Source organism: Adlercreutzia sp. ZJ473, from assembly GCF_013185065.1.
GTDB lineage: Bacteria > Actinomycetota > Coriobacteriia > Coriobacteriales > Eggerthellaceae > CAAEEV01.
The window spans coordinates 25,276-52,027 of the sequence record NZ_JAAVTO010000003.1 but is presented as its reverse complement, the minus strand read 5'-3'; the positions used below and the strand labels follow the sequence as shown (position 1 = coordinate 52,027).

The window sequence follows — 26,752 nt, the reverse complement described above, 5'->3', positions numbered from 1 at the left end:
CGTTCTCGGCTTGCAAACTTTTACCCAAATTTGATGCGGATGGGCGGGGTTTCCTCGCGGGGGCGCGTTACAATGGCGAAATGATCTACTACGTTGAAGATGACACCAACATCCGCGACCTCACCGTCTACGCGCTCAAGCAGGCGGGGTTCGAGGCGCGAGGGTTCGCCCATGCCGACGAGTTCTTCGCCGCATGCCGCGAGGAAGTCCCCGAGCTCATCCTGCTCGACATCATGCTGCCCGACGTCGACGGGCTCGAGATCCTGCGCCGCGTGCGCGCCGACGAGTCCACCTCCACGCTGCCGGTGATGATGCTCACCGCGAAGGGCACCGAGTACGACACCGTGTGCGGCCTCGACGCGGGCGCCGACGACTACCTCGCCAAGCCCTTCGGCATGATGGAGCTCGTCTCGCGCGTGAACGCGCTTCTGCGCCGCGCGCAGCAGCAGGCGCAGGCCACGGCGGGCGAGCCCGAGGGCGAGCTCTCGGTCGGTCCCATCGTGCTCTCGCCCGCCGCGCGCACCGTGGTGGTGGGCGGCACCCCCGTGTCCCTCACGCTCAAGGAGTTCGACCTCCTGCATGCCCTCATGCGCAACCGCGGGCACGTCCTCACGCGCGCCCAGCTGCTCGAGGACGTGTGGGGCGTCACGTACGTGGGCGAGACGCGCACGGTTGACGTGCACATCCAGACGCTGCGCCAGAAGCTCGCGCGCGCGAAGGAAGGCGCTGACCTGCTCATCGGCACGGTGCGCGGCGTGGGCTACTGCCTGAGGGTCATCGAGTAGGGTCTCATGACCACGTCGCGCCGCGGCACGCGGAGCCTCTCGGGCAAGATCTTCTCAACGGTTCTGGTGTTCACGCTGTGCGTGATCGCGGTGATGTCGGTCGTGCTCACGAGCATCTACTACGTGTCGTTCGAGCGCGACGGCGAGATGCGCCTGATGTCGCAGGCGCGCAACGCGGCGGTGTACCTGAACGAGACGTCGAGCGGGAGCAACCTCTCCACCTTGGAGGAGCAGTTCGCGGGGCTCGTGCGCTTCACGCTCATCGACCCCGACGGCGTGGTGCTCTTCGACAGCTCGACGCCCGACGCGTCCACGCTTCCCAACCACGCCAGCCGTCCCGAGGTGCAGGCCGCGGAGGCCTCGGGCGAGGGCGCCGTCACGCGCTTCTCCGAGACTCTCGGCACCGACACCGTGTATGCGGCGGTGCTCCTCGACGACGGGTCGGTCGTGCGCCTGTCGGAGTCGCGCGAGTCGCTGCTGGCCTTCGCAGGCGGCCTGGTCGTTCCCGTCGTCACGGCGTTCGCGGTGGCGGCGCTGCTCGTGCTCATGCTGTCGCGCCTGCTCACGCGGCGCATCATGAAGCCCATTGACGCGCTTGACTTCTCCGACCCGCTCGAGAACGAGATCTACGAGGAGATGAGCCCGCTTCTGGTGCGCATCGACGAGCAGCAGCGCCAGCTGAAGGCGCAGAACGAGGAGCTCGCCCGCGCCGAGAGCCTGCGCCGCGACTTCTCCGCGAACGTGTCGCACGAGATGAAGACGCCGCTGCAGGTGATCTCCGGCTACGCTGAGCTGATGGAGAGCGGCCTGGTGCCGCCCGAGGACACGGCGCGGTTCGCGGGCCTCATCTACTCCGAGTCGCAGGCCATGCGCTCGCTGATCAACGACGTGCTCACGCTCTCGCGCCTCGACGAGGTGCAGACGCCGCTCGAGCACGAGGCGATGGTGCTCGTGGACGTGCTCGGCGTGGCGAGGCGCGCAGCGGGCCGCCTGACGATGCTGGCCAACGAGCACGACGTGAGCGTGGAGGTGAGCGGGACCGGCGCGGTCATGCGCGGCAACGAGACGCTCGTGGAGGAGATGGCGTACAACCTGATCGAGAACGGGATCCGCTACAACCATGCGGGCGGCTCGGTCAAGGTGGTCGTCTGCGAGGAGGAAGGCGCGCCGCTCGCGGGCGCGACGGCTGGCGAAGGGGAGGGCGCAGCGCGTGCGGATGCGGCCTCACCGGCGCGGGGGGGCGCTGCTGCGGCGCATGCGGGCGCGACGGCAGCGAGTGCGGCGCATGCGCAGCGCCAGGTGGTCGTGCGCGTGACCGACACGGGCCCGGGCATCCCCGCCGACAAGCACGAGAAGATCTTCGAGCGCTTCTACCGCATGGAGAAGAGCCGCTCGAAGGAGACGGGCGGCACGGGCCTCGGCCTCGCCATCGTGAAGCACGCCGTGCTCTACCACGGCGGCACCATCGTGGTGGAGAGCGAGCTGGGGCACGGGACGACGTTCATTCTGCGGTTCCCTGCCGAGTAGTTGTTACTTTGTCAAGACTTTTCATGTGAGGTTGTTTGCCTATACTGAAGTCAGGTTCTGCTTCCGCCATATTTTGCGATGGACCGATGAATATGATTGAGGGAGCTCAAGATAGCGGGTGGAATGGAGATTCGCGTCCGTTGACGCGAAAGCCAGGAGGCCAGCTGCGAGCACCCACCTTTTGAGGTGGGTTCATCCTTCTGGTGGGGGCAGGGCCTTATAGGAGCGAAAAGGGGAGTCGCACGATGTGCGGCTCCCCTTCGTTTCGATGCTTGCGTTTCGCAGCTCAGCGTCTCTGCGCGCTCCCTGCCCGGCGCGCTCATCAATGCTACTTCTTGTCAGCCGCCTTGTCGGCTCCGCTTGCTCCGCCAGCTGAGCGGGCGTTGTTGGCTGCTGCCGCAGCGCTGCTCGCAGCGCTACTCGCAGCGCTGCTGGAGGCGCTGCTGCTCGCGCTGCTGGAGGCGCTGCTCGAGGAGGACGCGGGCGGCTTCTTCGAGGGATCCTCGCCCTTCGACACCGTGATGGTGATCGAGGCGCCGTGCTCCACCTTCGAGCCTGCGCTCAGGCTCTGGTCGATCACGAGGCCCGCCGGCGCGTCGTCCGAGTACGCGTACTGGGTGGTCACCTTGAGGCCCGCGTCCTGCAGCGCGCTGAGGGCTCCCGTCTCGCCGTAGCCGATCACGTTGGGCACCGTGATGTCCTCGGGGCCGAGCGATATCACGTAGTCGATGGTCGAGCCCTTCTCGGCCTTGTCGCCGGCTGCGGGGCTCTGGATCATGATGCGGTCCTTCTCGTACTCCGAGGAGTTCTGGCTGCCCGTGTAGTTGATGGTGAAGTTGCTGCCCACCTTGCTCTTCGCCTGCTCGAGCGTGCATCCGCGCAGGTCGGGCACGGTGATCTGCTCGGTGCCCTGCGAGATGGTCAGCGTTATCTTGGTGCCTGCGGGCTTGCTCTCCTCGGCCTTCGGGCTCTGGCTGATGACCAGGCCCTCCTCGACGGTTGCATCGTAGGTGTAGTTGGGCGCGCCTACCTCGAAGCCAGCGCCCTCGAGCGCTGCGACGGCCTGCTCGTAGGTTGAGCCCACCACGTTGGGCACCGGCGTGCCCTTGTCTCCCTCGCTGCTCATGAAGGCGTACGCTATGCCCGCCACCAGCGCGATGGCGAGCACCGCCACCAGCGCGATGATAGCGCCGCGCTTCGACTTCTTGGGGGGCTCGGCGCGGTAGCTCGTGGAGCCGCCGTAGCCGGCGCCGCCGGCATGTCCGCCCGCGCCGCCCACGACGGGCATGGTCTGCGTGGCGTCGACGGGCACGGTGCCGCCCGCGGCCACGGGGCCGATCACGCGCGTCTGCGCCTCGGTGAAGTTGTTGCGCCCGCCGGCGATGCTGACGGCGCGCCCGGCCAGAAAGTCGTTGAGCGCCAAGCGCATGTCGTTCGCGGTGGCGAAGCGGTCGGCCGGGTTCTTCTCGAGCGCCGTGAGGATGATGTCCTCGAGCGCCGGGTCGATGTCGGGGTTGATCTCGCTCGGCGCGGGCGGGTACTCCTTCACCTGCTTGAGGGCCACGCCCACGGCGTCGGGCCCGTCGAAGGGGAGCTTGCCGGTGGTCGCCTCGTACAGCACGATGCCGAGCGAGTAGATGTCGCTCGCGGCGGTGAGCTCCTTGCCCTGCGCCTGCTCGGGCGAGATGTAGTGCGCCGTGCCCAGGACCGAGGAGGTCTGGTCGTTCACGGAGTTCTTCGCGCGCGCGATGCCGAAGTCCATCACCTTGGCGTTGCCGTCGGGCTGCACCATGATGTTCTGCGGCTTGATGTCGCGGTGGATGATGTCCTGGTTGTGCGCCACGGTGAGCGCCTGGCACACCTGCGCGCCGATCTCCGCCGCCTTGCGCTGGTTGATGGCGCCGCGCTGCTGGATGGCGGTCTTGAGGTCGGAGCCGCGCACGAACTCCATCACGATGTAGTACGTGTCGTCGTCCTGGCCCCAGTCGTACACGTTGACGATGTAGGGGCTCTGCAGGTTGGCCGCCGCCGCGGCCTCCTGGCGGAAGCGGCGCGTGAAGTCGGGATCGGCGGCGTACTGGGGCAGCATCACCTTGACGGCGACCGATCGACCGAGCACGTTGTCCTGCGCGCGGTAGACCTCTGCCATGCCGCCGATGCCAATGCGGTCGTTGATCTGATAACGGCCACTGAAGACCCTGCCGGTCATTGGTCCTTGCGTTGCCACCTTGGTCGCTCCTTTTGGTCACATTCTTCGTACGTCTCAGCTGCGTTGTAATGCGATTCTTGCCAGCATACCCCATTGTAGCGGGGCATCGCGCGTTATCGCACCATTTCGCGGTTATCTATAAAACTCCTTGCACCGAAAGCGCGGTTTGCAGCACTGAACGCGCCTTGGCGTCTGCGGAAGCGGTGCTGCCCACTTCCTCGAGCGTGATCGCCACCACCACGCGCGGGCTCTCGGCGGGCGCGATGCCCACGAACCAGCTGCTGTCCTGCTTGCCCGCGGCCTCGGCAGTGCCCGTCTTGCCCGCCACGGTGACGCCGGGGATGGCGGCCTCGGTGCCGGTGCCGCGCGACACGACGCCCTTGAGCACCTCGAGCGTGCGCTGCGCGGTGCTTGCGGTGACGGCCTGCATGAGCTTGGCGGGCTTGGCCGTGAAGCTGCGCTCGCCGTTGGCGTTGTAGATGCCGTCCACCAGGTAGGGCTGCATGACGGCGCCGTCGTTGGCGATGGCGCATCCCACGAGGGCCATCTCCAGCACGGTGGCCTGCGGGCCGGCCGGGCTCGGGTGGTTGGCCGTCCTGCTCTCGCCGACGGGCTCGCCCGCGGCGGCCCACGCCGTCTCCCACGTGGTCATGTCCTCGGGGTCGGGCATGAGCGAGGTGGACAGCGGCAGGTCGAAGTCGATGTCCTGGTTGAAGCCGAAGTCCTCGGCGCCGGCCACGAGGCGCTCGGGCCCCATGAGCTCGCCGAGCTGGCCGAACACGGTGTTCGAGGAGAGCTCGGTGGCACGCGCCAGCGTGATGGTGCCGTAGGCGTACTCGTCGAAGTTAGTCACCGGGGCGTTGCCGATCTCCATGCTGCCAGGCGAGTCGAACGTGGTGTCCTCCTTCGCCACCCCGTCTTCCAGCGCGGTGGCCAGCGTGACCATCTTGAAGGTGGAGCCCGGCGCGTAGACGGCTTGCGTGGCGCGGTTGAACAGCGCGCTCGAGCCGGAGTCGCCGGAGCTCGCGGCCGCGGCCAGGAGGTCCTCGATGGCGGCGGCGTCGTAGGTGGGCGAGGAGGCCAGCGCGAGCACCGCGCCCGTCTCGGGGTCCATGACCACGCAGGCGCCGGTGTAGCCGGCCAGCGCGTCCTGGGCGGCCTGCTGGATCTTCGAGTTCAGCGTGAGGGCGACGTCGTTGCCCGGCGTGCTCACGCCTGCGAGCGAGTTGATGGCGTCAGTCCAGGTGGCGTAGTTCTCCTGGCCTTTGAGCGTGTCGTTGTAGGCGGCCTCGATGCCGCTGGTGCCGAAGCGCTCGGAGGCGTAGCCCACCACGTGCGAGGCCAGCTCGCCGGCGGGGTAGAGGCGCGTGTAGGAGCCGTCGTCGCCCTTCACGGACTGGGCGAGCACCACGCCGTCGTAGGTCGAGATGGTCCCGCGCTCGGTCTGAGACTCGCGCGCGAGCGTGTGCCCGTTGCCCGGCATGCTCTGGTAGTCCTTGGCCTGGACCACCATGATCATCGTGATGTTCGCCACCAGGAGCGCGAACATCACCGAGAACACGATGATCGCGCCCGTGAGGTTCTTGCCGAGCGACACGCGCCCGAGCACGCTGTTCGCCGAGAACGTGGAGGTGGCGCTCGCCATCTCCTTGCCGAGGCCGGTGCCCTCGTCGCCGCAGCGCAGAAGCAGGCCCAGGATGATGAAGCCCGCCAGAAGCGACGAGCCGCCCTGGCTCACGAAGGGCAGCGTGATGCCCGTGAGCGGGATGAGGCGCGTGACGCCGCCGACGATGATGAACGCCTGCAGCACGATGATGGAGGTGAGGCCCGCTGCGGTGAACGAGCTGACGTCGGACTTCGCGCGCGCCGCGGTGAGGATGCCGCGGATGGCGAAGCAGAGGAACAGCAGCAGCACGCCCGCCGCGCCGAGCAGCCCCGTCTCCTCGGCGATGGCGGCGAAGATGAAGTCGTTCTCCACGTAGGGGATGAGGTCGGCCATGCCGCGGCCGATGCCGACGCCGAACAGCCCGCCGTCGGCCATGGAGTAGATGCCCTGCACCACCTGGTAGCCGGCGCCCGAGGCGTCGGCGAAGGGGTCGAGCCAGATGTCGACGCGCTGCTGCACGTGGGAGAAGCCCATCCACAGCACCACGGCGGCCGCGCCCGCGAGCAGGGCGCCCACGACCACGTAGAGCTTCTTGCCCGTGGCCACGTAGAGCATCACGAGGAACACGGTGAACAGCACGAGCGCCGAGCCGAGGTCCTTCTCGAGCACGACGATGACGAACGCGAGCGCCCACATGACGAGCAGGGGCATGAGCGTGGGGAGCGAGGGCAGGCGGAAGGGGCCCACGTCCCAGGTGAACACGGAGAGCATCTCGCGGTTCTGCGCGAGGTAGGCCGCGAGGAACAGCACGATGCAGATCTTGGCGATCTCGCCGGGTTGGAACGAGAACGACCCCACCTGCAGCCACAGGCGGCTGCCGTTGATCTCGGTGCCGACGACGGGGAGCATGGGCGCGAGCAGGAGCAGCACGCCCGCGATCATGAGCGTGTACTTGTAGTGCGCGAGCTTGTCGAGGTTGCGCACGACGGCGAGCACCACGACCATGCAGGCGACGCCTGCGAACAGCCACATGAGCTGGCGCGATGCCAAATCGGGCGCCAGGCGCGTGACGAACGCGATGCCGATGCCCGACAGCGCGAAGGTGATGGGCAGAAGCGCCGGGTCCGCCTCGGGCGCGAGCTTGCGCACGGCGAGGTGGGCTGTCACGAACGCGGCGAAGATGCCGATGGGCACGCCGAGTGTGTTGAAGGACAGCTCCTGGCCGCCGGTGACCACCATCATGGCGAACAGCACGATGACGAGGGGCGCGGCTATGACGAGGAGCAGAAGCTCGATGTTGCGGCGCGTCACGCGGCATCACCGCTCGCGGCGGGGACGGGGTTGGCGGCTGCTGAGGCGGAGCTCGCGGGGCTTGGCGCGCCCTGCGCGCTCGCGCCCGCCGGGTTGGCGGCGCCCTGCGCGCCCGCGCCGCCGTTCGCGCTCGCGGCCGTGCTGCTGCTCGAGCTCGCAGCTGCCCGCGCGCTGCTGGCGGCAGCCGCCGCCTCCTTCTCCTGGTCCTCGCGCGCCTTGATGTCGGCGCGGTAGCTCTCGACGAGCTCTTGGGCGTCCTCGAGCGAGTCGGTGCGCAGGCCCTCGTCCTTGATGCGGTTGGCCGCGCCCGGCTGCAGCTCGTCGACGGGCACGTCGGTCACCTCGACGAGCTCCGAGAAGCTCATCCCCAAGATGGTTCCGGGAACGCCCTGGTAGATGGCCACCTTCCCGTCTTGCTCGGCGAGGTAGGCCGCGTTGGAGGTCCAGAAGTTGAACGCGTAGGCCGCGCCGCCGAGGATGGCGGCCAGAAGCACCACGAGGAGCGCGGCGGTGACCTTCGTCTTGCGCGCCACCTTCTTGCGGCGCACCTCGGCGAACCCCGTGACGTTGACCACGATCACGGTGACGTTGTCGCAGCCGCCCGCGGCGATCGCGGCGTTGACCAGCTGCGATGCGGCGAGCTGCGGGTCGGCGGTGCGGTTGAGGACGTCTTCGATCTCGTCGTCCTCGATCATGGAGCTCAGGCCGTCCGAGCACAGGAGCAGGCGGTCGCCCGTCTCCACGTTGATCTCGAAGAGGTCGGGCTGGGTGCGCGGGTCGCTGCCGAGCGCGCGCGTGATGACCGAGCGCTGCGGGTGGACGCGCGCCTCGGCCGGGGTGATCTGCCCCGACTCCACGAGGTCGGCCACGAAGCTGTGGTCGCGCGTGAGCTGCTGCAGGCGGCCCTGGTGCAGAAGGTAGGCGCGCGAGTCGCCCACCTGCGCGATGACGAGGCGCTCGTTCTCGAGCATGGCCGCCGTGCAGGTGCATCCCATGCCGGCGCGCCCGACGCCCTCCTGCGCGCCGCGGATGACGGCGAGGTTCGCCTCCTCGACGGCCTGGCCGAGCGCGGTGGCGTCGGGGTAGGCCGGCGCGCGCTTCGCGATCACGTCGACGGCGATCTCGGAGGCCACCTCGCCGGCGGCGTGTCCGCCCATGCCGTCGCACACCACGTACAGCGGCGGGGCGACGACCAGGCTGTCCTCGTTGTGCTCGCGCACGCAGCCCACGTCGGTGCGGCTGCCGAAGGCGGCGCTTCCCTTGCGCGCCCTGCGCGACATCAGGCGTACCTCACGCGGATGGCGACGTCGCCCACGTTGACCACGTCCTTGTCACGCAAGGCGCAGGGCGCGGTGATGAACTGGCCGTTCACGGACGTCCCGTTGGTCGAGCCGAGGTCCTCCACGAAGAGGTTCTGGCCCATGAGCTGGAAGCGCGCGTGGCGCCCGGACACGTACCCGGCGCCGACCACGATGTCAGCTCCCGGCGAGCGTCCCACGATGACGGGACCGTGCACGGCGATGGACACGCCGCGCAGCTCCTTGGGGCCGCGCTCGACGGACAGGTTCCAGGTGCGCTCCTTCTTGCGGGTTCCGCGCACCTGCCCGATTCCCGTGCGCATGATGGCGAACAGGAACAGGTACAGCAGCGCGACGAACAGGAGGCGCGCTATGAGCAGGACGACATCGATCACGGTGGGTTCCGGCCTTTCTCGGCGTGAGCTCGGCTTGGCTTGCGGCGCGGCTAGAGCAGCAGCTGGAACTCGAGTTCGGTGGTTCCGATGATGAGGTGGTCGGCGTCACGCAGGGGAACCGACTTGATCTGACGGCCGTTGACGAAGGTGCCGTTGGTGGACCCCAGGTCGGCGAGGACCCAGGTGCCGGTGGGCTCCATGTGGATCTCGGCGTGGCGGCGCGAGGCGTTGATGTCGGGGATGACGACGTCGTTGCGCGACTCGCGGCCGATGCTCATGGGGTGCCCCGTGAGCGTGAAGGCGCGGTCGTTGGTGATGTCGTAGAGGTAGGCCTGCAGGTCCTGCGCGGGCGGCATCTCGGCTTCCTCGACGGGAGCCTCCTGGCCGAACACCATGGTCTGCGGCTCGCCGGCGTACTCGGCGGGCGCGGCCGCAGGCTGGGGCGCGTAGGGGTCGGGTTGGGCGGTGGGCTGGGGCATCGGGCGGGCGCCGCGCCGCATCGGACGCTGCCCGGGGCGCCCGGCGGCGCGCGGAGCGGGGGCGATGCCGTAGCGCTCCATCTCCTCCTGGCGCAGCTGAGCCACCAGGGGCGCCGCCACCATCTCGGCGATCACCTCGAACTTGCCGTGCTTGAGGTCGGCGTCGGCGATGAAGCGCACGAGCGGCTGGCCGTCCATGACCAGGCCGTGCTCGGCGGCCTTCGCGGCCAGGTAGGTCTCCGTCTCGCCTGCGAGGGTGGGGTAGTAGCCGAACAGGCGCGCGTCGTCGTCTTGGCTCACGAGGATGGTGTAGAGCGTGGGGGCGTACTGCTTGCCGGCGCCCACCATCTTGTTGCGGCGCATCTGCTTCTCGGCCTTCTTGGCGATCTGGACCGGCGAGATGGGGGACGCGCCCATCTTCTCGGCAGCACCCTCCACCGTGTCCTCCATCTTTCCCTCAAACTTCGAAAGGAAGCCCATGACATCTCCTTGACTGCTTGCCGCCTTGCGCGGCCCTTCTCATGGTCAACGCGGCCCCGGAAGGCTGCGAAACACGCAATAATCTGTACCATGATGCCATAAACGCACCCCGAAGGCTTCACCTTGGCGCGATACTTTACGCAATCGCCATACCCAGCGGGAAAATAATCCCAGTTCGGAGGTGCTCGGGCCGGGGCAGTCGGGAGGGGCCGGGCGCGTCCACGCCGGGCGCTTGCGCTGGGATTACCCAGGTGCTCGGGATTTCGGTTATTCCTGTTGCGAATCATTCACGCTTTGCTATAATGTTCCCGCGCCGAGAGGGGCCCGCGCGCTCGTCGTGCAGCGAAGCGCGGGATTGCAGCTGCGGCTTGCAGCTGGGGACATATGGCTTGCACCGGGTACGTCGGGGTGGCGCGCGGCGTATCGCCTACGAGAAGGGTGCATGCCATGGGCGTGGTCAAAGCAGTCTGCATGAGCGACATCAAGGGAATCCAGAAAACCGAGAAGCCTTCCGTCGAGCTCAAGCCCGAATGGGGCATTGACGGCGACGCGCATGCGGGCGCGTGGCACCGCCAGGTGAGCCTGCTGTCGTACGAGAAGATCGAGGAGTTCAAGGCGCGCGGCGCCGACGTGGTGAACGGCTCGTTCGGCGAGAACATCATCGTGGAGGGCTTCGACCTGAAGGCGCTGCCCATCGGCACGCGCTTCGTCTCGGGCGACGTGGTGCTCGAGCTCACCCAGATCGGCAAGGAGTGCCATGCGCACTGCGCCATCTACCACAAGATGGGCGACTGCATCATGCCGCGCGAGGGCGTGTTCTGCCGCGTGATATCCGGCGGTGTCATCTCCGAAGGAGACGAGATCAGCCTTCTGGAGGAGTAGCCGCGGCGACGTGCCATGGCCAGCCTGCTCACGAGAGCCCCGACGTCTGTCTGATCCGCGCGTGCGAGGAGGTTGCGCACGTGAATCGCTACCTGCCTGCGGAATAATGCGCTAAGATAGGAAAGGTAAGGAGCGCGGCCCGCGGCTCGCACGGGGGGATGCTGCCCGCGGCGCGGCGCAAAGGCCACATGCGTGAGGAGGGTCTTATGTACAAGAAAGTTCTGGTTCCCTACGACAAGTCCGATCCGGCGCGCCATGCCCTGGCCGAGGCGATCGAGATGGTCAAGGACATCGCGGGAGCGCAGGTCACGGTTCTCAACGTGGTCGACTGGCATGACTACAACGCCGAGACGTTCAAGATCGCCAGCCGCATGTCGGGCGTCTTGGGCGACTCGCTCGACATGAACGCCATCGCCGACGTGGGCGAGGAGGCGGCTCGCGAGGCCACCGCGCGCGTCTCCGAGGACATCGCCGACGTCGTGGGCGACTTCGCGGGCATCGACATCGCCATCGTGAACGGCTCGGCCCACGACAGCATCACGGCGTATGCGGACGAGGGCGACTACGACTGCATCGTCATGGGGCATCGCGGCCTCGGCGCCGTGCGCGGCATGCTCGGCAGCGTGTGCTACTCGGTGCTGCACAAGACGAACAAGCCCGTGCTCATCGTGAAGTAAGCGCGAGGCGACGGGCTGAATGTGGGGAAGGGGCTGCTCGCGCGGCCCCTTCCTCGTTCTTCGGCGCGTTCTGCGTTCGCGCTCGATGGTTCGCGTTCGCGCCCGGCGCCCCGCGTTCTGCGGTCCGCGTTCGCGCCCGGCGCCTTCGCGTCTGGCGATTGGCGCCGAGCGCCTCGCGTTCTACAGGCCCATCTCCCGCTTCAGGCGGGCGAGGTCCTCGTCGACGGCGGCGCTGGCCCCGGCTGCCGCGTACTTCTTCTCGAGCTCGGCGGCCTCGTCGACGGGCGCGGCGTTGAGCTCCTCCATGGCGTTGGCGCGGTCGAGCATCTCGTCGGCCTTGGCCTCCATGCGGTTGAACGCGCTGATGGCGCCCTCGGCGCGGTCGCTCGCGCCGGTCATCTCGTTCACCTTCTGCTGCGTCTTGGCGACGGCGGCCTTCGCCTTGATGGTCTCCTTGCGCGCCTTGAGCGTCTCGATGTCGCTCACCAGCTTGTCGTGCATCTGGCGCATCTTCGCGGCGTTCTCATGCGCGGCGTCAAAGGCCGCCTTCAGTCCCTCGGCGCGGCCCGCGAGCTCCTGCTTCTTCGCGAGGAACGTGCGCGCGTCGCCTTCCTCGCCGGCTACGAGCGCCTTGCGGGCGAGGCTCTCGTAGCGGTCGATGTCGGCCTGGTTGTCGTCGACGAGCCGCTTGCAGCGCGCCTCCTCGGCCATGACGCCGGCGGTGGCCTCCTTGACCTCAGCAAGGCTCTCGGTCAGGTCGCGCATGTACTGCTCGACCATCTTCTCGGGATCTTCGGCCCTGTCCAGCAGGTCGTTGATGTTCGCCTTGATGATGCTGGCGAAGCGATCGAGGATGTTGCCCATGGTGTTGCTCTCCTGTCTGGCCCGCAGGCCCTCTGTATCTGCATCTTCGCAGGTCGCGAAGATTGGTCCCCGCTTCTCTTCCCTTTTCCTAGTCCTTTGAGTCCTTCTGGTCGCTCTCGTACTTCTTCGCGAGCTCCTCCACCTCGGTGTCGCCGAACATCTCGAGCGGCGTGCTGAGGATCTCCTGCTGGCGGATGCGCTCGCGCTCCTTCGCCTCGCGGCGGCGCTTCAGCACCATGGCTATGATGACGGCCACCGCCAGCACGGTGACGCACACGGCGACGGGCACCACGGGCGAGGGCGTCACGCTCATGATGCGCGCGGCGGTGTCCTCGTAGGTCTTTGCGAAGATCTCGTCCTCGCTCAGCGAGTAGTCGTTGTAGTAGCGGTCGAGGTAGTCGGCGAAGATGTCGAGCGCCTCGGCGTCCATGATGGTCTTGGCCTGCGAGCCGATGGTGTAGCCGCAGTTGTAGCCGCCGTTGCCGTTGTCGCAGAACACGAGCAGGAAGTGCGCCTCGTCTTCGAACAGCTCGCCGTAGAGCCTCTCGGCCGCGTCGCTGAGCTCGGAGGTCGAGGTGGTGGTGCCGTTCGGCAGTATGTAGAGGTAGGGCTGCACGCCGGTGTCCATGTAGAACTGGCGCATGCCGCGCTCGAGCGTGCTCGAGTTGCTTATCCAGTCTCCGTCCTGGTCGGTGTAGTAGGGCGTCTCGACGACGGAGCCCGCGGGCAGCGCCTCGCGCTCGACCGTGGAGGCCGCGACGTCGCTCGACGAGCAGCCCGCCGAGCCGCCGAGCAGGCCGTAGGCGAACAGGACGAACGCGACGACGGCTATGATGGCGAACGCGGTGCCGAGCCCGCCGCTCTTGCGCGGGGGCTTCTGCGGCCCGTTGCCGTCGGGCTTGTTGGAGTAGGGAGGCTGGTCGGGGCTGCCGGGACCGCCCGCGCCGCCGCTGCCGCCCGAGCCGCCGTGGTAGCTGGTGCGCGGGGCGTTGATGATGATGGGGCCGTGGCCGAAGAACCCGCCGAAGCCGCCGAACCCGCCATGCGAGCCGCCGTGCGGTCCGCCCGACCGTCCGCCCGAGCCATCGTGCGAGCCGCCGCTGAACCCTCCCGACGACCGGCCGCCGCCCGAGAACCCTCCCGAGAACCCGCCTCCGCCGAATCCGCCACCGAACCCGCCGCCACCTGATCTGCCCATGAAATACCCTTTCGCAGTTCGTACAGCGTTTATTATGCGGGATTGCGGGAGCTGCGAGGCGCACGCTGCCGAAAAATTCACGTTTTCGCGAGGCGCCTGCGGCTGGGCTCGCGCTTGGCGGGCGGAGGTGGCGTGCTTGCGGCTGGTGCGTTCGGGATGCGCCTATTGTCGACACGCTCGAGGCGCGTTCGCCCTTGCCCCGAAGGCGCCAGCGGTTGACGCGTCTGATGCGCGCCAGCCCTGCTCGAAGGAGCTTGGAGTTTGCGCCTCCCGCCTCAGACGGCGCGGACAGGATGGCGGATGACGGTCTTGAGGCGCTCGGGTGCGCAGCGACGCGGGTCGGAGAGGTAGATCTCGTGGTGTTGACGCCGCTCGCTGAAGTCGGGCGCATATCCGCCTGCCGCCGCGAACGCGTTCATGCGCTCTATGGTGGCGGGCTCGTCATCGTAGGGGCCGATGTGCATGCACTGGACGCATAATCCCTCCTCAACGGCAAGGAGCTCCACTTTCGAAAGGTCGATCTGCTTCTTGCGGGCGGCCTCCTCCCGAGCCCAGGCGAAGTCTTCCGGAGACACGAAGTCGGGAAGGCGGATGCAGGATATGAAGCTGAAGTCCTCCTTGCGCGCGTAGTCTATCGGCCCGTTCGCCTCGCCCTGCCGCCAGAACCCCTCGAGCGGCGGCACGACGAAGTCGAAGTAGCCGTCGATGCGGTGGTCGCCCTTCTTCGACATCTTGATGGTGAACGCAACGGCGTAGAGCAAGCTGATGGACTCCTTGTATGCGCCCGCCTCGGCGTTCGGGTCCCCCTTGCCGCGCACCGCCAGGTAGTTCATCGCGGGAACCTCCACGATGCTCGGCTTGCGCGCCGGGACGTAGAGCTCCTTGTGCTCCTTCTTGTAGTCGAACGCCACGGTCATCGTCTCCGTTCCTCGTCAGGTGCCAGCTGGGGCTGTCAAGGTTGCCTATAACGTTGCTGCGACCGCCCTGCGTATGTAGTCAGAGCGGTTTCCGCTCTTTCCGTCTATGGCGGCTACCATTGACGCAGGGAACTTCACAGTTATGGACACAAGCGGCTCGTCGGCGACTGCGACAGGCCCGACGTGGATACGCTCGAGGCGCCCCTCCCATGTTCCGCTCTCGTACTCTATGCATTCGCGCTCTATGTCGGCGGCGGTCAGGACGGTCCCGTCCGCGAGCCCGTACTCTGTCATCGTTGAGACCTCCTTCGGGCCTTGCTCTGAGAGGTCATGCTTGAGGGCGTTCGGGTCAACCTTCGTCATGTTTCTCCTGGTTGTAACGCCTATCGTAATACTGATTGTAATACAAATTGCAGCAAGCGCAAAGCGTGCGATAGGATACCCGAAAGTTCTTTCGCCCCCGTTTCATCCCAGATCCGTTGTACGCGCACATCCAAGCCCAATTTGGCTCTCTCGCAGATTCCCATGGAACAGCCTCGACTCATCCCAGACCATGGTAGGGGCCTCAGTGCCTTGATGGCTTGGGGCCCAGAGCAAGGGAGGCATTGAGAGGGAAAAGAGGTGCCATGGGCTCCATCATTTACGGATACGCGCGCGTATCTTCAAAGGACCAGAACCTTGACCGCCAAGTCGACGCGCTGCTTGCGTTCCCTGTGGAGGGGAGGCGCATATACGCCGACAAAGCGAGTGGCAAGGACTTCGACAGACCAAGGTATAAGGCGCTGGTGCGGAGGCTCAGGTCGGAGCCTCACCCTTGACTTTGCTTTTGTTCGTGCTCGGGTTGCTTCAGTTGATGCTGATTCGGCGAAACGACAAGCTAAGGCCGATATTGCAAGGATTTTGTTTGCTCTTTGGTAGGCGTAGTCTCTACTCCAGGGTTGACGAATCAGCTGCTTGTACTTCGTTCTGCCCCGCTTTTTCGTACCAGATGGTATGCTACTTAATATACCATCTGGTACACCGCTCAAGAAGCAGAGGTGGGTTATGGTCAGGGTTCACGGTCACGCGCTCAAGCACGGGCTTACGGCCGACGAGGTGGCCTATGCATGGGAGAACCCCCTGAGGTGCAGGCAGAGAAACGGAGTCGATGACCCGCCGCTTTGGATAGCCGTCGGCGTGCTCGCCGACGGCAGGATGGCAGAGCTGGTGGGGTTCTTGGGCGAGGACGGCGTCTGGTGCGTGTTCCACGCCATGGTTCCGCCTACGAAGAAGTTCAAGAAGGAACTCGGATTCACGCGCTAGGAGGGCATGATGGCAACGATAAGGACAGCAAGCGGACAGCTCGTCACTGATGAAATGGTCGACACTTGGTGCGAGTCTCTTGACTGCGACGAGTGGCCCAACGGTTGGGTGAACGTCGGCGACGTGGTTCATGGCAAGCCGCCCGTCGACTTAGGCGAAAGCGTGGTCCTTTCCGTGAAGGTGCCAGTTGGGATGAAGAGAGCCATCGAGGCGCGCGCCGAGAGCAGGGGTGTGTCAACGAGCGCGGCAGCTCGGGAGTTGTTGGAAAACGGACTCTTGGCGGCAAGCGCTTAATTGATTACTTTTTCGCCCTGCTTCATCCCAGCTTGCCAGCGAAGGGGCTTCCCAAGGGTTTCTGCTCCAACGTCCCGTCCCCCTGCCCCTTTCCTTGGGATGGGACTCGAAGGACCGACAACGCCTTCTTTCCGTTCTGGGCACCGACAACGCGCCTTTTCCATCCACCATTCTGAAAAGCTGGATGGAAAAGGCGCGTTGTCGGCGATTCGAGCCCCGAAAACCACCGACAACGGCGCTTTCGCATCCACTTTTCCCGAGAAATCGCCGATAACGACCCCTTTTCATCCAGGATCGCCTGAGGAGTGGATGGGAAAGCGCCGTTGTCGGCAACCCTCTTTTGAGCATTGACCCGAGCATTAACCCGCATTAACCCTCGGTACCGCCCTCGTTTCCCTGCTCAGAAAAGCAAAGCAGGTCAGCCGATGAACGACTGACCTGCGGTTTTACTGGAGCCAACGAGCGGATTCGAACCGCTGACCTACGCATTACGAGTGTGGAAAACGGACGAGACGCCAAGGCATCGCACGGACTTTACCGAGTTCGCAGGTACATTCGCTAAGTCAGGAAAGTCCTCTTGAGAAACGACGGACGGCGAAACTGGTGCAAAATCTGTCGCAAATCTGGTGCAACTCACCGTGCGACGAGGGTCCCAGCTCGCCGTCCTGGAATAGAGGGCGGACATGACCGGCAAGACCAAACAGGCCCATCCTGCCAACAAGAGCAGGTGGCTCAGCCTCAGGCTGAGCAGCAGCCAGCATGCGCGCGTTGAGAGCGCTGCCGCAAGGAGCGGGCTCAACGTCTCGGAATACGCCCGCCGTCGCCTGCTGCGCGATGACAAGCGCCCCAGGATCGTGGTGGACGCAAGCGAGCTCAAGGCGCTCCTCGCCCAAGTCCGCAAGGCGGGGGGCAACCTCAACCAGCTTCAGAGGGAGGTAAACACTCGGCATCAAGCGGAAGAGCTCGCCCCGGAGATCAGCGCCGCCATCGCGGCGGTCAGCGAGGCCGCCAGCAGCGTGTGCGCCTTCATCGCGGAATCCCGCGACTCGATCTAGGGGGCATGCCATGAGAAGAAACCTCGTATTCTGGGTCGCGGCTTCCCTGGCCGCCTCCCTCGTGGTCTCGCCCTTCGCCGGACCCCTGCTCGAAGCCCTCCTCGGCGGGACGCCGCTCTCCGCGGTGATCCTCTCGCAAGGAGCCCTGGGCTCGGGCCCCCTCGACGTGGCGAGGGCCTACTACGCGACGAGCTGGGACCTCGCTCATCAAAGTTACGCCGTCGTTACGCCGCCATTTGCATGCGCGTGACGCGCCGCACGCGCGGGCGCGCGATGTGGTAGGCTTGCAGCGAACGACACCGATCAGCCTCAGACGACGGAGAGGCGCCGCCGCGCCGCCATCGCGCGGCGCGCACATCCCCAAGGAGCCGCCATGCCCGCATCCACGCCGAAGCCCACCCCGGCCTCCGCATCCACATTCGCACCCGCCACCCCGACCACCCCGGCCTCTGCCCCAACTCCCGCCCCCGCGGCTCGGCTCGCTCCCGTAGATCCGCGCGACCTCGTGGTGACGCGCGCTGCGCTCGCCGACATCCCCCAGGTCATGGGCTTCTACGACGACGTGATCGCCGCGGTTTCGGGAACCGAAAACGACCCTCTGTGGGAGCGCGGCATCCATCCCTCCGAGGACGAGCTCGCCTGCGCCGTCCGCGAGGGCGGCCTGCTCATAGGCTGGCTCAGCCTTCCCGAAGGCGGCCGCGTGCTCGCCTCGGCGATCATCGTGAACGAGGAGGTGGCGGAAGGCTACGACAAGGTGCCCTGGCGCGTTGCGGCGCAGCCGCACGAGGTGGCCGTGGTGCACCTGTTCGCCGTCCACCCGAGCCTGCAGGGGCGCCGCATCGCGCACGCCATGATCGACCGCGTGCGCGAGATCGCGCGCGAGCAGGGAAAGCGCGTCATCCGCCTCGACACGCTCGGCACCAACGAGGGCGCGCAGCGCCTCTACGAGCGCTACGGGTTCGACAACCGCGGCCATGCGCGCCTGGCCTACGCCGACCCGCGCGTCACCGACTTCGTGCTGTACGAGCTCGAGCTGTAGGGGATTTCCATGTCGACGGTGAACCCGGGCGTCTACAAGGCCATACTGCGCGTGCGCGCGGCGTACCCGTTCGACGCGGGCGCGTTCCTCATGCGCTTCTACGTGTACATGATGAACATCGGCACCGTCACCATGCTCACGCTGGCGGGCTACTCGTTCTTCACGGCGGGGCTCGCGACGTCGGCCATCGCGCTGGCCACGTTCTTCATCTCGCCCCGCGTGTCGAAGCTGATTGACGAGCGCGGTCAGTCGCGCGTGGTGCCCGTCGCCGCAGCCGTCACCATGGCGGGGCTCGCGATCATGCTGGTGGACGTGAGCCTGCGCGGGCCGGAGTGGGTGCTGTTCGCGGCGGCCGTCCTCATGGGGTTCGTGCCGAGCCCCCAGGCGCTGCCGCGCGCCCGCTGGACGTACCTCATCCGCACGGGGCGCCTCGGCGACGCCGCGCCCGACCTGCGCACCATGTTCTCCTACGAGGGCGTGCTCGACGACATCGGCTTCATGTTCAGCCCGTCGATCTCCATCGCGCTGGCCACGGCCATCGCGCCGGTGGCGGGCCTGCTCGCCGGCGGCATCGCGTTCGTGGCGGGCACCGCGGTGCTCACGCTGTCGAAGTCGACCGAGCCCGAGCCCGGCTGGACGGCGAAGGGCTCGGAGGGGAAGGGCGCTGCGGCCTCGGCTGCCAGGATGCCTGCGGAAGGTGGCGAAGGGGAGGGCGCCGCGGCGTCCGCGGCGCTCGCGTCCGACGCGCGCCACGGGAGCGTGATCCGCACGTCGCCGGTGGTGCGCGTGCTGTTCGTGCTCATGATGTTCGTGGGCGCGTTCTACGGCGTGTTCGACACCGCCACCGTGTCGCTCGCGGAGGACCTGGGCAACCCCAACATCGCGAGCGTGATCCTCGTCGTCGCGTCGTGCGTGTCCATGGCCATGGGGTTCGTGTTCGGCATGGTGAGCCTGCGCGTTCCGCAGCATGTGCAGCTGGTGGGGTGCGCGGTGCTCATCGGGTGCGCGTACGGCACGATGTGCCTCATCAACTCGGCCGAGACGCTCTTCGCGGTGTCGACGCTCGCCGCGCTGTTCTACGCGCCCTTCCTCATCGTGGCGAACGCCACGTGCGAGCGCGCGGTGCCGGGCGACCGCCTCACCGAGGCCATCACCTGGATGAGCGCCGGCAGCACGTGCGGCATGGCGTTCGGGCCCTCCATCGGCGGCATGATCATCGACCGGTTCGGCACCATCGCAAGCTTCGACTTCGGCGCCCTGCTCGCCATCGCCATCCCCGTGACGGCCCTCTGCTGCTTCCGCCTGATCAAGCGCAACGTGCGCCCAAGCGCCTACGTCGAGGTGGCGCGCAAGCCCGTGAAGTAGCGCGTCCCTCAGGCCCTCTCCACGCGGATGCGGGCGAGGCCCCCGTGGCGCGCGGTGGCGGAGCTCACGCGCTCGTACGTGGCGGGGATGAGCTCATTGTTGTTGCCTCCGCGCGGGATGCCGTGTTCGAAGTCAGCTGCGGCGACGCGCCCGTAGGCCCAGTGGCCCTGCCCGTAGCACTTCGCCGCCACGCCGGGGCGCGTGCCGTCCCACGCCTTCGCACGGCATGTGATGGATCCCTGCACTGAGGTCACGCGGACGGCGTCGCCCGAGGTCAGACCCAGTTTCGCCAGGTCATCGGGGTGCAGCTTCAGCACGTCGTCCCAGGCCTCGTCACCCGGGTCGGTGCCCTTCAGGCGCTGGAAGCGCTCCGTGTTGGCCGCGCGGCCCTCAAGCGAGAGCCGTGAGCGGTGCTGCGTGAGAACGAGGGGGAACGCGTTCTCGTCGCCGAGGCGCACGGGCGGCTCGGCGTGCGGGACGAGCGCCAGCGTGCCGCGCGCTTCGTATCCGAGCGTGGAGAGGGCCTCGTCGAAGTCGAGGTCGTGCTTTCGCGCGTATTCCTCGAGCAACGAGCGGAGCTTCTCGCTGACGAACTCGAAGCGGCCCGAAGGCGTGGGAAGCGGCTCGACGGGCTCGCTGTCGCTGCGGCCGACGACGTGCTCGCTGTTCCACACGCCGCATGCGCGGAACGCCTCCCATGCTTCGCGTGCGCCGCTCCCGTCTTTGTCCCAAAGGGGGCGCAGCATGCGCTTGGCGGCGAACTCTCCCAGCTCGCGGCCGTTTTGCGGCGCGGCGCCCGTGCAGGGGTCGCACACGGAGCGATAGTAGCGCAGAGGCGCGTCGAACTCGCGTTCTGCCAGCTTGACGGCCAGGTCGAACGGAAACTCGGTCTCGTCGCCGCGGCATTCCCCCGGGGCCTCCACGCTGGGCTGCTCGAGCGTCGCGCACGAGATGCCACCCATGCGCGAACGTGCGAACCCCCAGTCTTCGAATAGGTGGTGGCGTGCAGGGAGCACGATGTCGGCGAACATCGAGGTCTCCGAGAGGTTCGTGGTCACATGGACGAAGAAGGGCACCCGCGCGAGCGCCTCCTCCCAGCGCTGCGCGCCGGTGCATGAGTACGCCCAGTTCACCCAGTAGGCGATGAGCGTGTCGAGCTCGTAGGGCTCGCCGTCCAGGATGCCGTCAGCCACGGCGTTGATCACGGGGTAGCTGCCGAGCTTGCCGGCCTTGGCTGCCGCGAGCCCCTGGTCGTGACGGTGATCGACGGGAGGTAGGGCGTTTGCCTCGCGTGCCGCCTCGTCTTGAAACGGCTCGGTGGAGGGGAGCGCCGAGGTGGGGATGCTCGGGAACCGCAGCACGCCTCCCTCGGTGCCGATCGACCCCACAAGCCCGTTGAGCGCATAGCAGGCCATGCCGGCGTAGAGTCCGCGGGCGCACATGGTGACGCCGGGGGAGATCCACGAGATGGCGCGGGGTCCGGCGGCGGCGAAGGCGCGCGCCGTCTCGTGGATGACATTGGCGCCGATGCCGCAGCGCGTCTCCGCCCAAGCCGGCGTTGCGTCCTTGAGGGCCTCGTTCCACCAGGTGACAAGGCCGTGCGTGCTGACTTCGGCGAAGGCGTCCTCGTCGATGCGCATGCCTGCTTCGAAGCGCTGCGTGGGCGCGTCCGGTGCGAAGTCGCCCACGTACGCGCGGTTCCACAGGCCCTCCGTCAAGATGACGTGCGCCATCGCGCAGGCGAGCGCGCCGTCGGTGCCAGGGATGACGGGCAACCAGCGATGCAGTGTGTCGCCGTCCGCATCAGCCGCGACGGCCACGCTGGTTGCGCTGGCCACGTCGGCCGCGTCGGCCTTGGCGCCCGCTTCGTCCTCTCCGCCCATCGCGTCCTCGCTCCTGCGCAGCAGGTACTCGGCAGTGAGGGAGCGATGCGGACTCACGACGGTGACGTGAGCCCGCCTTCGCAGGTCGGGAGCGCATCGCAGGAAGCGCGCCTTCATGCGGTTGCCGACGAGCGGGTCAGTCCCCCACATGATCACGTGCTCGACTCGCTCGAAGTCGTAGTCGTGGTAGTCCCACGTTCCGTCGAGGCATCCGGTTGCGAGCTTCTCAGCCTCGGCGCAGATGCTGTCGTGGTCGAGGCGGTTGGGCGTGCCGTAGATGTCGGGCAGCGCCTTCATGAGCAGGTTCGCGATGCCCGTGGAACGTCCCTTGGCGAAGGCGACGCGATGTCCCTCGCCGCGCGTGCGTAGCGCCATCAGACGGTCGGCTATCTCATCGAGCGCCTCGTCCCAGGTGATGCGTTCGAAGCGCGGCTGCTCATGGCGGTCCTTGCGCGGATTGGTGCGGCGCAGGGGGTAGAGCAGGCGGTCGGGGTCTCGTCGCTGCTCTTCGGCGATGCGCACGTTAGGGCACGTTGCGCCGTGCGTTGCCGCACAAGCGGGGTTACCCTCCACGCGCACGTCGCCGTCGGCCTCCACGCGCACGGTCACGGGGCAGTTCGCCAGGCACCCTTGGCAGGTGGAGGGGATCTTCGTCAGCTTCACTACGGCTATCCCTCCAGCACTTCGTCGACGAGGGCGCAGCCCTTCTTGATGCAGGCGTTGCACGACACGTGGTGACGCATCAGGTCGGAGCACGTGAGGAAGCCGAGCTCGCGCTGGAACGCGTGCACCATGGGCTCGGTCGCATCTGCCCGACCTGCGAGCCCCGTCAGCATAAGGGCCGCGATCAGCGCACCACAGGTGCCGCCGTGCGCCATGCCGTGCCCGAGCGGCTCGCCGAGGCGCATGGCCTGCTTCGGCTTCAGCCCGACCTCGCCGCGATACCTCATGAGCATGAACTGCACGCAGTTCTTCGGCGCCGCTTCGCACGACATGTCCTTCTGGCCCTTCTTCGTTTTCTTGTCTTTTCCCATATGACGGCTCCTCGTGCGGTTTGGGCGGCTTGTCCGCGCGCCTCGCGCTTCTTTCCCTCAACAAGGAGTATTATAGGCTCATCACAACTATTGGATATGGAGTATTGCGATGAAAGGATGAAGAGTGGCGAAGCTTGAGGACAAGGAGCCCTGCTGCTGCGGCTCCGAGGAGCAGGGCGAGGACAAGGCCGAGCAGTCCTGCTGCTGCGGCGACACCAAGAAGAAGAACAAGAAAGAGAAGAAGTCCAAGAAGGGCAAGAAAAAGAAGAAGGGCAAGAAGTCCAAGGAAACCGAGCAGTCCTGCTGCTGCGGCGATTCTGGCTGCTGCTCCGACAGCGCCTACAGCTGCGAGGACGATCCGTACAAGGGCTACAAGAAGAACGTCATCGTGGACTTCCTGTTCCTCGACCTCACGGTGTGCGACCGTTGCCAGGGCACTGACGAGCGCGTGGCGCGCGCCGTCGAGAAGTGCCGCCCGGTGCTCGAGGCGTGCGGCTACAACCTGGTGCTCAACCAGATCGACGTCGAGAACGCCGCGCTGGCCGAGCGCTATCGCTTCTACAGCTCGCCGACGGTTCGCGTGAACGGCGTGGACGTGTGCCCCTCCATCGAGGAGAACGACTGCGACTGTTGCAGCGACATCAGCGACTACGACGTGAAGTGCCGCGTCTTCCCCTTCAACGGCACATACTACGAGGTGCCGCCGACCGACATGCTGGTGGCCAACATCATAGACACGGTCATCAAGCAGAAGAAGGCCGATCCGGAGGAAGGTCCCTACGTGCTGCCCGAGAACCTGCGCGGGTTCTTCGAGGGCAAGGAACGCAAAGAACGCGAGGTGCGCGAGGGAGCCGCGAACACATCAGCGGATTGCTGCTGTTGTTAGCGAGCGATGCCGCGAAGGCGCCGCTCGCGTCGCAGCACATCTGCTAGGCGTCGGCGCCGAACGCGTCGTCGGCGAGGAAGTCAACGCTTGCGGGCAGTGCAAACGACCCGAGCGCGCTGCAGTTCCAGAACGCACGCGCGTCAAGCGCCACCAGCCCCTCAGGCAGCGCGACCTCGCGCAGGCGCGCGCATCCGCAGAACGTCTCGCGCTCGATGAAGGCCACGCCTGCGGGGATCTCGACGTGCGCGAGAGCGGCACAGTTCTTGAAGCACGAGGTCCCCATCGACTCTAGCCTCTCGGGCAGGTTGACTTCCTCGAGGGCGAGGCAGCGTTGGAACGTCGCCTCGGGCAGCTCGGTGAGCATGCGGGCGTCCGCGAGGTTTATCGCGCGCAGGCTCCGGCACCCGCGAAACGCCGCTTTCCCTACCTGCTCGAGGCTCGCGGGCAGCTCCACCCTCTCCAAACTCACGCATGAGGCGAACGCCTGCTCTTCGATGACGCGCACGCCCTCCGGCAGCGTCACTGCGCGCAGGTGGCGGTTGTTGGCGAATGCCCGTCTCCCGATGACGGCCACGCCGTCAGGCACGCGGACGCACTCGTCGCTCCCCGTGTACTCGTCCAATGTCAGCTTGAAGTCGCCCATGTGCTCGTGTGCTCCTCCCTTCTCGCACCCTGTGAGCCTTTCTCGTGCATTTCTCTGCGACGTGGCGCGCGCCAACCTTCCGTGCGAGCTTTTCCCTACCGATGCACGATGAAGCGCTTGCGCAGGTAGGTGGCGATCACCTCGAGCGTGATGGACACGGCCAAGCACATGTAGATGATGAGCCCCATCTCGTGCCAGTCGAACATGTAGTTCGCTACCATGTACAGCTGGTAGCCGATGCCGCCCGAACCGGCGATGGCGCCTACGGTCACCGCGCCCACGAAGTTGTTCTCGAAGCGGATGAACGTCCACGACAGGATCTCGTTGAGCTTGTCGGGCATCACGCCGCGCGTGACCACCTGCCCCCACGTGGCGCCTGTGGATCGCAGGGCGTCGAGCACGCCCTGGTCGGTCTCCTCGAACGCCTCGGAGAACGCCTTCGTCAAGAACGACACGGTGTGGAACATCATGCCCACCACGGCCGCCTCAGACCCCAGCCCGATAGCCACGGTGAACACGAGCACCCAGATGATGGTGGGGACGGAGCGAATGAGCGCCATGAGCGTCTTGATCACGTTGCTCACGCGTTTGCTCGACAGGTTGCATGCTGCCAGAAGCGAGAGCGCCAGCGCGATGGCCATGCCGCCGAGCGTGGTGAGCACGGCGATGCCGATGGTCACGCCCATCGCTCCGATCATCTCCTCGGCGGTGAAGTGAGCCAGGTGCGGGCTTGAGAACATGATGACGAAGTACTTGAGGAAGTTCTCCGCCGCCTTCGCCACGTCGACCTTGCCGTAGTCCATCTGGAAGAACGTGAAGGCCGTCACTATCACCAGGAATAGGGCGAATGCCAGCAGGATGCAGTCTGACTTGCCCATGACCTTCAGCTGGATGCGTCCCGAGCGGCGCGTGCGCATCTCGCCGGCGTGGTCGCTCTGCAAGTCGACGCGGCGGCGCACGAAGTTCGAGGCCGACTCGACCAGGATGACCGCCACGGCGATGCAGATGATGACCAGTCCTGCGATGGGGTACTTGAACGTGCGGTAGTACCAGTTGAACACGAACCCGATGCCCGTGCCCGTGAGCATGCCCACCAGCGTGGCATCGCGGAAGTTCGTCTCGCACATATAGAGCACCCAGCTCGTGATCTGCGGAAGCGTGAGCGGGACGACGCCCTGCGCGATGATTTGGAACCGCGTGGCGCCTGCGGCGCGCAAGGCCTCGATGGGCTTCTGGTCGACCTCGTCGATGGTCTCCATGAAGGTGCGCGTCAGGAAGCCGAGGCTCTTGAAGAACAGGGCCAGATACCCTGTGAACTCAGCTTGCTTGAACGAGTACAGCAGGATGAACCCCCAGGCCACGGTGGGGATGTTGCGCAGGATGGTGGCGAATGCGCGGATGACCATCTGCACGGGACCGCCGAAGCCCGTCACGCGCGAGCCCAGGACCGCCAGGATGTAGGCGAGAATGGCTGCCAGCGTGCCGGCGGCGATGGCGTCGAGGATGGTGGTGAACAGCGCATTCGCGATGCGCGGGAGCTGCTCGAGGGACTTTTCGTTGGGCGCGAACTCCTGCAGGAACCATATGAAGCCGCCGGGGAAGTCGAGCGCGGCGGCGATGGGGTTGAACCCGATGTAGTCGCTCGCGAAGAAGCCCATGAGGAGGAAGGCGGCGAGGATGCCCACCCACGAGGCGTACTTCTTGGGGAAGAAGCTCGCGCTCATGCGAGCCTCGCAGGCGCCTTTCTCGGCAGCCGCCGCGTCCTCGGCGGCGTCGGTGAGCTCGTTGCGGCGCGTCCCTCTCAGCCGGGCCATCTAGCAGCACTCCGCGAAAGGGGCGTTCGGGTTGTCTTCGCCGTAGATCTCGGCGATCTTGGCCGGCGTGAGCTCGGCCGGGACGCCGTCGAACACGATCTTGCCGCCCGAGATGCCGATGACGCGGTCGGAGAACTGCTGCGCGTACTCCACCTGGTGGAGGCTCACCAGGCACGCGATGCCCTTCTCGTCGGCTGCCCAGCGGAGGTGCTCCATGACGGTGCGGCTGCTTATGGGGTCGAGGCTGGCGATGGGCTCGTCGGCCAAGATGAGCAGCGGGTCCTGAACGAGGGCGCGCGCGATGCCCACGCGCTGCTTCTGCCCGCCGGAGAGCTGGTCGGCGCGCATGTAGGCGCAGCAGCCGAGCCCCACTTGCTCGAGCGCCTCGAAGGCGTTGCGCTTCTCTTCCTCGGAGAACAGGCTGAGAGCGCCTGCCAGGGAGTTCTTGTAGCCAAGACGCCCCTGAAGGACGTTCTCGATGGCGGTTGAGCGGTGCACCAGGTTGTAGTGCTGGAACACCATGGAGATGCGGCGGCGCAACCCGCGCAGCTTGCGGCCGCGCAGCCCGCACACCTCGGTGCCGTCGAACAGGATCGACCCCTCCGTAGGGTCGATCAGGCGGTTGACGCAGCGCAGAAGCGTCGACTTCCCCGCCCCCGAGCTTCCGATGATGGAGACGAACTCCCCGCGCCTCAGGGAGAGGGAGGCCCCGTCAAGCGCCTTCGTCGAGCCGTCGTAGCTCTTCGAGAGGTTGGTGATGCGCAGGAGGTCCGCAGTGCTCACGGGGCCGTTCTCCTTTGGTCAGCGGT

26 protein-coding genes are annotated in these 26,752 nt (G+C 66.7%); 12 read left to right on the top strand and 14 right to left on the bottom strand.

Translation table 11 applies throughout. The features are described from left to right. The first annotated feature begins 80 nt into the window (after positions 1 to 80). Both HRL41_RS01240 and HRL41_RS01235 read left to right on the top strand, forming a co-directional pair. On the top strand, positions 81 to 785 hold the full coding sequence (locus HRL41_RS01240; RefSeq protein ID WP_172135155.1) for a response regulator transcription factor: 705 nt from the start codon (positions 81 to 83) through the stop codon (positions 783 to 785). 6 nt (positions 786 to 791) lie between these two features. After that, on the top strand, positions 792 to 2,312 hold the full coding sequence (locus HRL41_RS01235) for an ATP-binding protein (RefSeq protein WP_172135154.1): 1,521 nt from the start codon (positions 792 to 794) through the stop codon (positions 2,310 to 2,312). Between the two features lie 328 nt (positions 2,313 to 2,640). On the opposite strand, the gene pknB is transcribed toward HRL41_RS01235, so the two are convergent. The 5 genes from pknB to HRL41_RS01210 form a co-directional block, all read right to left on the bottom strand. Continuing rightward, positions 2,641 to 4,539, bottom strand: a complete 1,899-nt coding sequence (pknB, locus tag HRL41_RS01230) for a Stk1 family PASTA domain-containing Ser/Thr kinase (RefSeq protein WP_371808774.1) — start codon at positions 4,537 to 4,539, stop codon at positions 2,641 to 2,643. A gap of 118 nt (positions 4,540 to 4,657) precedes the next feature. Then, complete coding sequence (locus HRL41_RS01225; RefSeq protein ID WP_172135153.1) at positions 4,658 to 7,438, bottom strand: FtsW/RodA/SpoVE family cell cycle protein; 2,781 nt, start codon at positions 7,436 to 7,438, stop codon at positions 4,658 to 4,660. Next, positions 7,435 to 8,718, bottom strand: a complete 1,284-nt coding sequence (locus tag HRL41_RS01220; protein ID WP_172135152.1) for a Stp1/IreP family PP2C-type Ser/Thr phosphatase — start codon at positions 8,716 to 8,718, stop codon at positions 7,435 to 7,437. The genes HRL41_RS01225 and HRL41_RS01220 overlap by 4 nt, the downstream gene beginning before the upstream one ends. Next, entirely contained in the window at positions 8,718 to 9,131 is a 414-nt protein-coding gene (locus HRL41_RS01215; RefSeq protein WP_165055170.1) for an FHA domain-containing protein, read from the bottom strand. Before HRL41_RS01215 ends, HRL41_RS01220 begins: the two co-directional genes overlap by 1 nt. 50 nt (positions 9,132 to 9,181) lie before the next feature. Continuing rightward, complete coding sequence (locus tag HRL41_RS01210; protein ID WP_172135151.1) at positions 9,182 to 10,090, bottom strand: DUF3662 and FHA domain-containing protein; 909 nt, start codon at positions 10,088 to 10,090, stop codon at positions 9,182 to 9,184. Positions 10,091 to 10,561: 471 nt separating this feature from the next. On the opposite strand from HRL41_RS01210, the gene HRL41_RS01205 reads away from it, so the two are divergent. Then, positions 10,562 to 10,972 carry an MOSC domain-containing protein gene (locus HRL41_RS01205; protein WP_216662448.1) on the top strand — a complete coding sequence of 137 codons (411 nt, stop codon included), beginning with the start codon at positions 10,562 to 10,564 and terminating at the stop codon, positions 10,970 to 10,972. 206 nt (positions 10,973 to 11,178) lie between these two features. Beyond that, entirely contained in the window at positions 11,179 to 11,649 is a 471-nt protein-coding gene (locus HRL41_RS01200; RefSeq protein WP_165171331.1) for a universal stress protein, read from the top strand. A 180-nt stretch (positions 11,650 to 11,829) separates the two neighbouring features. Here HRL41_RS01200 and HRL41_RS01195 read toward each other — a convergent pair whose 3' ends face one another. From HRL41_RS01195 to HRL41_RS01180, 4 genes are all read right to left on the bottom strand, one after another. Continuing rightward, a complete protein-coding gene (locus HRL41_RS01195; RefSeq protein ID WP_172135149.1) occupies positions 11,830 to 12,513 on the bottom strand; it encodes a PspA/IM30 family protein in 684 nt (227 codons plus the stop codon). 88 nt (positions 12,514 to 12,601) lie between these two features. Next, positions 12,602 to 13,711: a hypothetical protein gene (locus HRL41_RS01190; RefSeq protein ID WP_172135148.1), complete on the bottom strand. Its 1,110-nt coding sequence runs from the start codon at positions 13,709 to 13,711 to the stop codon at positions 12,602 to 12,604. Between the two features lie 275 nt (positions 13,712 to 13,986). After that, positions 13,987 to 14,622 (bottom strand): GyrI-like domain-containing protein, encoded by a 636-nt coding sequence (locus tag HRL41_RS01185; protein ID WP_172135202.1) that lies wholly within the window; start codon positions 14,620 to 14,622, stop codon positions 13,987 to 13,989. 51 nt (positions 14,623 to 14,673) lie between these two features. Continuing rightward, positions 14,674 to 14,991 carry a ribbon-helix-helix domain-containing protein gene (locus HRL41_RS01180; RefSeq protein ID WP_216662446.1) on the bottom strand — a complete coding sequence of 106 codons (318 nt, stop codon included), beginning with the start codon at positions 14,989 to 14,991 and terminating at the stop codon, positions 14,674 to 14,676. A 263-nt stretch (positions 14,992 to 15,254) separates the two neighbouring features. Between HRL41_RS01180 and HRL41_RS01175 the strand changes: the two genes are divergently transcribed. From HRL41_RS01175 to HRL41_RS01145, 7 genes are all read left to right on the top strand, one after another. Then, positions 15,255 to 15,446, top strand: coding sequence for a recombinase family protein (locus HRL41_RS01175; RefSeq protein WP_172135147.1), 192 nt, complete (start codon positions 15,255 to 15,257; stop codon positions 15,444 to 15,446). Between the two features lie 226 nt (positions 15,447 to 15,672). After that, entirely contained in the window at positions 15,673 to 15,930 is a 258-nt protein-coding gene (locus tag HRL41_RS01170; RefSeq protein WP_172135146.1) for a hypothetical protein, read from the top strand. A 9-nt stretch (positions 15,931 to 15,939) separates the two neighbouring features. Continuing rightward, the gene (locus HRL41_RS01165) at positions 15,940 to 16,224 is read left to right on the top strand and encodes a ribbon-helix-helix protein, CopG family (RefSeq protein ID WP_172135145.1); all 285 of its coding nucleotides are present in this window, start codon (positions 15,940 to 15,942) and stop codon (positions 16,222 to 16,224) included. 683 nt (positions 16,225 to 16,907) lie between these two features. Then, a complete protein-coding gene (locus tag HRL41_RS01160) occupies positions 16,908 to 17,279 on the top strand; it encodes a plasmid mobilization relaxosome protein MobC (RefSeq protein ID WP_172135144.1) in 372 nt (123 codons plus the stop codon). A 10-nt stretch (positions 17,280 to 17,289) separates the two neighbouring features. Then, positions 17,290 to 17,529 (top strand): hypothetical protein, encoded by a 240-nt coding sequence (locus HRL41_RS01155; RefSeq protein ID WP_172135143.1) that lies wholly within the window; start codon positions 17,290 to 17,292, stop codon positions 17,527 to 17,529. A 123-nt stretch (positions 17,530 to 17,652) separates the two neighbouring features. After that, on the top strand, positions 17,653 to 18,318 hold the full coding sequence (locus HRL41_RS01150) for a GNAT family N-acetyltransferase (protein WP_172135142.1): 666 nt from the start codon (positions 17,653 to 17,655) through the stop codon (positions 18,316 to 18,318). A 9-nt stretch (positions 18,319 to 18,327) separates the two neighbouring features. Next, entirely contained in the window at positions 18,328 to 19,683 is a 1,356-nt protein-coding gene (locus tag HRL41_RS01145) for an MFS transporter (protein WP_172135141.1), read from the top strand. Between the two features lie 8 nt (positions 19,684 to 19,691). Here the strand turns inward: HRL41_RS01145 and HRL41_RS01140 are convergent, their stop codons facing one another. Together HRL41_RS01140 and HRL41_RS01135 are read right to left on the bottom strand one after the other, a co-directional pair. Beyond that, positions 19,692 to 22,229, bottom strand: a complete 2,538-nt coding sequence (locus HRL41_RS01140; RefSeq protein ID WP_172135140.1) for a molybdopterin-dependent oxidoreductase — start codon at positions 22,227 to 22,229, stop codon at positions 19,692 to 19,694. 5 nt (positions 22,230 to 22,234) lie between these two features. Continuing rightward, positions 22,235 to 22,600: a C-GCAxxG-C-C family protein gene (locus HRL41_RS01135; RefSeq protein WP_172135139.1), complete on the bottom strand. Its 366-nt coding sequence runs from the start codon at positions 22,598 to 22,600 to the stop codon at positions 22,235 to 22,237. Positions 22,601 to 22,724: 124 nt separating this feature from the next. Here HRL41_RS01135 and HRL41_RS12375 point away from each other — a divergent pair, with 124 nt between their 5' ends. Next, a complete protein-coding gene (locus HRL41_RS12375) occupies positions 22,725 to 23,486 on the top strand; it encodes a DUF2703 domain-containing protein (protein WP_172135138.1) in 762 nt (253 codons plus the stop codon). A 43-nt stretch (positions 23,487 to 23,529) separates the two neighbouring features. Here HRL41_RS12375 and HRL41_RS01125 read toward each other — a convergent pair whose 3' ends face one another. The 3 genes from HRL41_RS01125 to phnC form a co-directional block, all read right to left on the bottom strand. Beyond that, the gene (locus HRL41_RS01125; RefSeq protein WP_172135137.1) at positions 23,530 to 24,129 is read right to left on the bottom strand and encodes a leucine-rich repeat domain-containing protein; all 600 of its coding nucleotides are present in this window, start codon (positions 24,127 to 24,129) and stop codon (positions 23,530 to 23,532) included. A gap of 95 nt (positions 24,130 to 24,224) precedes the next feature. After that, on the bottom strand, positions 24,225 to 25,943 hold the full coding sequence (locus HRL41_RS01120) for an ABC transporter permease (RefSeq protein ID WP_172135136.1): 1,719 nt from the start codon (positions 25,941 to 25,943) through the stop codon (positions 24,225 to 24,227). After that, a complete protein-coding gene (gene phnC, locus HRL41_RS01115) occupies positions 25,944 to 26,726 on the bottom strand; it encodes a phosphonate ABC transporter ATP-binding protein (RefSeq protein WP_165172389.1) in 783 nt (260 codons plus the stop codon). It abuts the gene before it with no gap. Positions 26,727 to 26,752 lie beyond the last annotated feature (26 nt).